The sequence below is a fragment of the Streptomyces phyllanthi genome, assembly GCF_009377205.1.
Taxonomy (GTDB): domain Bacteria; phylum Actinomycetota; class Actinomycetes; order Streptomycetales; family Streptomycetaceae; genus Streptomyces; species Streptomyces phyllanthi.
Map to the genome: position 1 here is coordinate 1 of NZ_VJZE01000539.1, position 5,644 is coordinate 5,644.

Here is a 5,644-nt window from a genome sequence, read left to right on the forward strand (position 1 = left end):
GTCGGGTGCGGCGGGCTGGGGTTCCTCTGGTGTGGAGGTCATACGTCCCACTCTGTCACTCGTGACCCGGTTGGCGGCTCCGCTGGTCATCAGATCGAAATCTGAAAGTGGTGGTGCGACCCGTCATGGCCAGGTCAGAATCTACGCGCGTTATCTACGCGCGTTGTTGTATCTGGTCCAGGTTTCGGGCCCAGGTTTCGGGCTCAGGGCTCCGGCCCATGGGTCCGGCCCGCGGTCCGGCCCAGCTTTTCGCCCCTGAGTTCCGCCCCGAGGAGTGCCCGTCATGCCGTTGAACCGCCGGAAGTTCCTGAAGAAGTCCGCCGTGACCGGGGCGGGCGTCGCGCTGACCGGCGCGGCCGTGGCGCCGAGCGCGCAGGCGGCGGAGGCGAAGGGGGGCGGGAAACGGCCGAAGCGGTACGCGTTCACCGTGCTGGGCACGACGGACCTGCACGGCAATGTCTTCAACTGGGACTACTTCACGGACAAGGAGTTCGACGACAAGGCGCACAACGACGTCGGTCTGGCGAAGATCTCCACGCTGGTGAACCAGGTCCGCAAGGAGAAGGGCCGCCGCAACACCCTCCTCATCGACGCGGGCGACACGATCCAGGGCACCCAGTTGTCGTACTACTACGCCAAGGTGGACCCGATCACCGCTAAGGGTGGTCCGGTGCATCCGATGGCGCAGGCCATGAACGCGATCGGCTATGACGCGGCGGCGCTCGGCAATCACGAGTTCAACTACGGCATTCCGGTGCTGCGCAAGTTCGAGGAGCAGTGCCGTTTTCCGCTGCTGGGCGCGAACGCGCTGGACGCGAAGACGCTGCGCCCCGCTTTTCCGCCGTACAGCATGCACCGGTTGCGTACGCCGTTCGGCCGTGATGTGAAGGTGGCGGTGCTGGGTCTGACGAACCCTGGTATCGCGATCTGGGACAAGGCGAACGTGCAGGGGAAGATGACGTTCCCGGGTCTGGAGGAGCAGGCGGCCAAGTGGGTGCCGAAGCTGCGTTCGATGGGCGCGGACGTCGTCATCGTGTCGGCGCACAGTGGGTCGTCGGGGACGTCGTCGTACGGTGACCAGTTGCCGTACATCGAGAACGCGGCCGGTCTGGTGGCCGAGCAGGTGCCGGGTATCGACGCGATCCTGGTGGGCCACGCGCACACGGAGATCCCGGAGTACTTCGTCACGAACAAGGAGACCGGCAAGCAGGTGGTGCTGTCCGAGCCGCTGAAGTGGGGTCAGCGTCTGACGCTGTTCGACTTCGAGCTGGTCTGGGAGAGGGGCTGCTGGAAGGTCGAGAAGGTGGGTGCTCAGGTCCTGAACTCCAACACGGTGGAGGAGGACCCGAAGATCACGAGGTTGCTGGTCGACGAGCACGAGAAGGTCGTGGCGTACGTCAACCAGGTGATCGGTACGAACGCGGCCGAGATGACGTCGGTGGAGGCGCCCTACAAGGATGTGGCGATCATCGATCTGATCAACCACATCCAGGCGGACACGGTGAGGCAGGCGCTGGCGGGTACGGAGTACGGGGCGCTGCCGGTGCTGTCGCAGGCCGCGGCGTTCTCGCGGAGTGCGGTCATTCCGGCGGGTGAGGTCACGATCCGGGATGTGGCGGGTCTGTACGTGTTTGAGAACACGCTGGAGGCGCGTCTGATGACGGGTGCGCAGTTGAAGGCGTATCTGGAGTACTCGGCGAACTACTTCGTGCAGACGCCGGTGGGTGCCGGGGTGGATCCGGCGAAGCTGACGAACGCGAACGGCACGCCGGATTACAACTATGACGTGGTGAGTGGTCTGACGTACGAGATCGACATCGCGAAGCCGGCCGGGTCGCGTGTCGCGAATGTGCGGTTCGAGGGGGCTCCGCTGGATGACGCGAAGCAGTTCGTGTTCGCGGTGAACAACTACCGGGCGAACGGCGGTGGCAACTTCCCGCATGTGGCCGCGTCCCCGTTGCTGTGGTCGAACTCGGACGAGATCCGGAACACCATGATCGCGTGGGTGAAGGCGAAGGGGTCGATCGACCCGGCGGAGTTCGCCGCGGTGGACTGGAGGCTCACGCGGGAGGGTACGCCGGTCTTCTAGGTCTGCTAGAGGTCCAGGAGAGTGAGGTCGACGGCGTCGGCGAGGGCTTTCGTGCCGGCGTCGTTGACGTGGAGGCCGTCGCCGCTGTTGTACTCCTCGCGGATCCGGTCCGGGTGGTCCGGGTCCGCGACGGCGGCGGCCAGGTCGGCGATCGCGTCGAAGGGGTGGTCGTCGCCGCTGAGCCACTCGTTGACGCGCAGCCGTACGGCCTGGCCTTCCTCGGTGTCGTATCCGGGATAGACGGTGCCGGCGTAGGGGCCGATGGTGGAGCCGATGACGGTGAGGCCGGCGGTGTGGAGGCGGTCGGCGAGTGCGGTGAGGCCGGTGATCAGGTCGTCGGCTGTGGGCAGTTTGCCGGGTTCGGGGAAGGCGATGGCGCCGGGCAGGCCGAGGTCGTTGAGTCCGATGTGGACGAGGACGTGGCTGACGCCGGGTACGTCGAGGACGTCGCGTTGGACGCGGGCGAGCAGGTGGTCGCCGATCTCGTCGGTGAGGAGGCGGTTGCCGGAGATGCCCTGGTTGACGATCCAGCCGCGGGTGAGGCGGCGGTCGAGTCGGGCGGGGAGGCTGTGGCCGGTGCCGGGGGTGGTGGCCATGCCCTCGATCCAGGAGTCTCCGAAGCCGACGGCGATGCGGGTGCCCTCGGGGGCTCGTACGTCGATGCCGGTGAGGAAGTGGCCGGTCGGCAGTTCTTCGGCGTCGTGGAGGACTTCGGCGTCGAGCTGGTTGCCGTGGACGGTGTAACCGATGTCGTACGGGACGGCGGAGTAGGTGCTCGGGCCCGTGTGGCCGGGCAGGTAGAGGCTGATGACGAGTTCCTCGCCGGCGGTGACGGTCCGGGTGACGGGGTCGCTGACGGTGTCCTCGCCGGGTGGGACGGTGACGGTTGGGGTGCCGTCGAAGAGCAGGGTGGTGTCGGTGGTGGGGTCGATGCCGCTGCCCCGGGTGCGTTGGGCGAGGTGGGCGCCGCCGATCTTCAGGGGCGTGGTTCCGTAGCGGTTGCTGAGTCGTACGCGGAGGGCTTCGCCGCCACCGGCCGGGCGTATGGCCTGGCGTACGGTCTGGCCGGTGAAGCTCCGGACGGGGAAGAGTGCGAAGTCCTCGTGCGGGTTGATGACGGCGGCGCGGTGGGCGGCGATCCATGTGGTGGTCATGACTGAAGCTAGGCAGTGATCTGACGGGCGTTACACCTTCTGCCGCGCTTGTTTGCCTTCTTATTACGGTCGGAGCGGTGTCGGCTGTTCGGCGCGGCGCACGCGGGGTACATGGGGGCGCTGCCGGGGGTCGAGGCCGAACGTGGTGAAGGCGGTGCGGTCGGGCAGCGGGTAGGTGTCCTTGCCTGTGACGGAGTTGAGGATGGTGGCGCTGCGCCAGGCGGCGAGACCGAGGTCGGGGGTGCCGACTCCGTGGGCGTGCAGTGCGGCGTTCTGGACGTAGACGTGGCAGCCCGTGTTCGTGACCGAGGGGTCGAGGACGAGGCGGAACCGGTCGTCGACGCAGGGGCGCTCGGAGCCGTCGCGGCACATGTGGGGGTCGAGGCCGGCGAGCATGTGGTCGAGGGGGCGTTCGCGGAAGCCGGTGGCGAGGACGACGGCGTCGGTGACGAGGCGGGAGCGGATGCCCTGCTGGAGGTGTTCCAGGTGGAGTTCGATGCCGCTGGTCGCGAGTCGGCCGGCGGTGCGGACGAGGACGCCGGGGGTGAGTACCGCGTCGGGCCAGCCGCCGTGCAGGGTGCGGCGGTAGAGCTCCTCGTGGATGGCGGCGAGGGTGGTGGCGGCGACGCCCTTGTGGAGCTGCCATTGGGCGGCGACGAGTCGGTCGCGGGTGGGTTCGGTGAGGGCGTGGAAGTAGCGGGTGTAGTCGGGGGTGAAGTGTTCCAGGCCGAGTTTGGAGTACTCCATGGGGGCGAAGGCCTCGGTGCGTGCGAGCCAGTGGATGCGTTCGCGGCCGGAGGGGCGGGTGCGGAGGAGGTCGAGGAAGATCTCGGCGCCGGACTGGCCGGCGCCGATGACGGTGACATGGCTGGCGGTGGTGATGCGGTGGCGTTCGTCGAGGTAGTCGGCGGCGTGGATGACGGGGACGGTGGGGGCGTCGACGAGTGGTCTGAGCGGTTCGGGCACGTGGGGGGTGGTGCCGACGCCGAGGACGACGTTTCTGGTGTAGGTACGGCCGATGGACTCGCCGTCGCCGCGGCCGGAGCCGTGTCCTGAGCCCTGTCGTGAGCCCTGTCGTGAGCCGTGTCGTGAGCCGTGTCGTGTGCCGCCGCCGTCGCAGGCCCGCCCCTGGCTGGTGTCGTCGCCCTCGTCGCCGAGCCGGGTGAAGTCGACCTCGAACAGTTCGCGTTCGGGGTTCCAGCGCACCGCGTCGGCGCGGTGGCCGAAGCGGAGTGCGGGGAGGTTCTCGCTGACCCAGCGGCAGTAGGCGTCGTACTCGGCGCGCTGGATGTGGAAGTGCTCGGCGAAGTAGAAGGGGAACAGCCGGTCGTGGGCCTTGAGGTGGCTGAGGAACGACCAGGGGCTGGCGGGGTCGGCGAGGGTCACGAGGTCGGCGAGGAAGGGGACTTGGAGGGTGGTGCCCTCGATGAGGAGGCCCGGGTGCCAGTGGAAGGCGGGGCGCTGGTCGTAGAAGACGGCGTCGAGTTCGGGGAGTGGCTGCGCGAGGGCGGCGAGGGACAGGTTGAACGGGCCGATGCCGATGCCCACCAGGTCGTGGGGGGCTTCGGGCGTGCTCGGTGTGTCGGGCGTGTGCGGCGTTGCGGTCTCGTGGCGTGGGGGTGTGCTCATGCGGGGGTGTGTCCTTCCACGAGTTTCAGGAGTGTGGCCAGGTCGCCCGGCCGGGTGTGGGGATTGAGCAGGGTGGCCTTCAGCCAGAGGCGGCCGTCGGGGGCGGCCCGCCCGAGGACGGCCTGGCCGTCGTGGAGGAGCCGTCGGCGTGTGTCGGCCACGGCGGTGTCCGTGGCTCCGGTGGGCCGGAACAGGACGGTGCTGATGGTGGGTGTGCCGTAGAGGTCGAAGCGGGGGTGCGCGTCGACGAGGGTGGCGAACTCCTGGGCGAGGGCGCAGACCTGGTCGACGAGTGCTCCGAGTCCTTCGCGTCCCAGGCTTTTGAGGGTGACGGCGATCTTGAGGATGTCGGGTCGGCGGGTGGTGCGCGGGGAGCGGCCGAGCAGGTCGGGCAGTCCGGCCTCGGTGTCGTCGTCGGCGTTGAGGTAGTCGGCGCGGTGTCGCAGTGCGGTGAGGTCGGTGGCGTCGTGGATGGCGAGGAGGCCGGCGGCGATGGGTTGCCAGCCGAGTTTGTGCAGGTCGAGGGTGATGGTGTGGGCGCGGTCGAGGCCGTTGAGCCGGTGGCGGTGGTGGTCGCTGAACAGCAGGCCGCCTCCGTATGCGGCGTCCACGTGGAGTCGGGCGCCGTGGGCCGCGCACACGTCGGCGAGGTCGGTCAGCGGGTCGATGAGTCCGGCGTCGGTGGTGCCTGCGGTGGCGTTGACGAGGATCGGCCGGGGCAGGTCGGTGAGGGCTTCGTCGAGGGCGGCCGGGGTGAGGGTGCCGCCGGGGG

General features: G+C 68.8%; 4 protein-coding genes. 1 reads left to right on the top strand and 3 read right to left on the bottom strand.

Annotated elements, in window-relative coordinates; genetic code table 11:
- Positions 1 to 283 precede the first annotated feature (283 nt).
- Complete coding sequence (locus FNH04_RS40255; RefSeq protein ID WP_152791116.1) at positions 284 to 2,089, top strand: bifunctional metallophosphatase/5'-nucleotidase; 1,806 nt, start codon at positions 284 to 286, stop codon at positions 2,087 to 2,089.
- 5 nt (positions 2,090 to 2,094) lie between these two features.
- Here FNH04_RS40255 and FNH04_RS40260 read toward each other — a convergent pair whose 3' ends face one another.
- The 3 genes from FNH04_RS40260 to FNH04_RS40270 form a co-directional block, all read right to left on the bottom strand.
- Positions 2,095 to 3,243 carry a GDSL-type esterase/lipase family protein gene (locus FNH04_RS40260; protein ID WP_152791118.1) on the bottom strand — a complete coding sequence of 383 codons (1,149 nt, stop codon included), beginning with the start codon at positions 3,241 to 3,243 and terminating at the stop codon, positions 2,095 to 2,097.
- A gap of 63 nt (positions 3,244 to 3,306) precedes the next feature.
- Positions 3,307 to 4,872, bottom strand: coding sequence for a lysine N(6)-hydroxylase/L-ornithine N(5)-oxygenase family protein (locus FNH04_RS40265; RefSeq protein ID WP_228031902.1), 1,566 nt, complete (start codon positions 4,870 to 4,872; stop codon positions 3,307 to 3,309).
- On the bottom strand, positions 4,869 to 5,644 hold a 776-nt coding region (locus FNH04_RS40270), incomplete at its 5' end, for a pyridoxal phosphate-dependent decarboxylase family protein (RefSeq protein ID WP_228031903.1). The genes FNH04_RS40265 and FNH04_RS40270, both read right to left, overlap by 4 nt.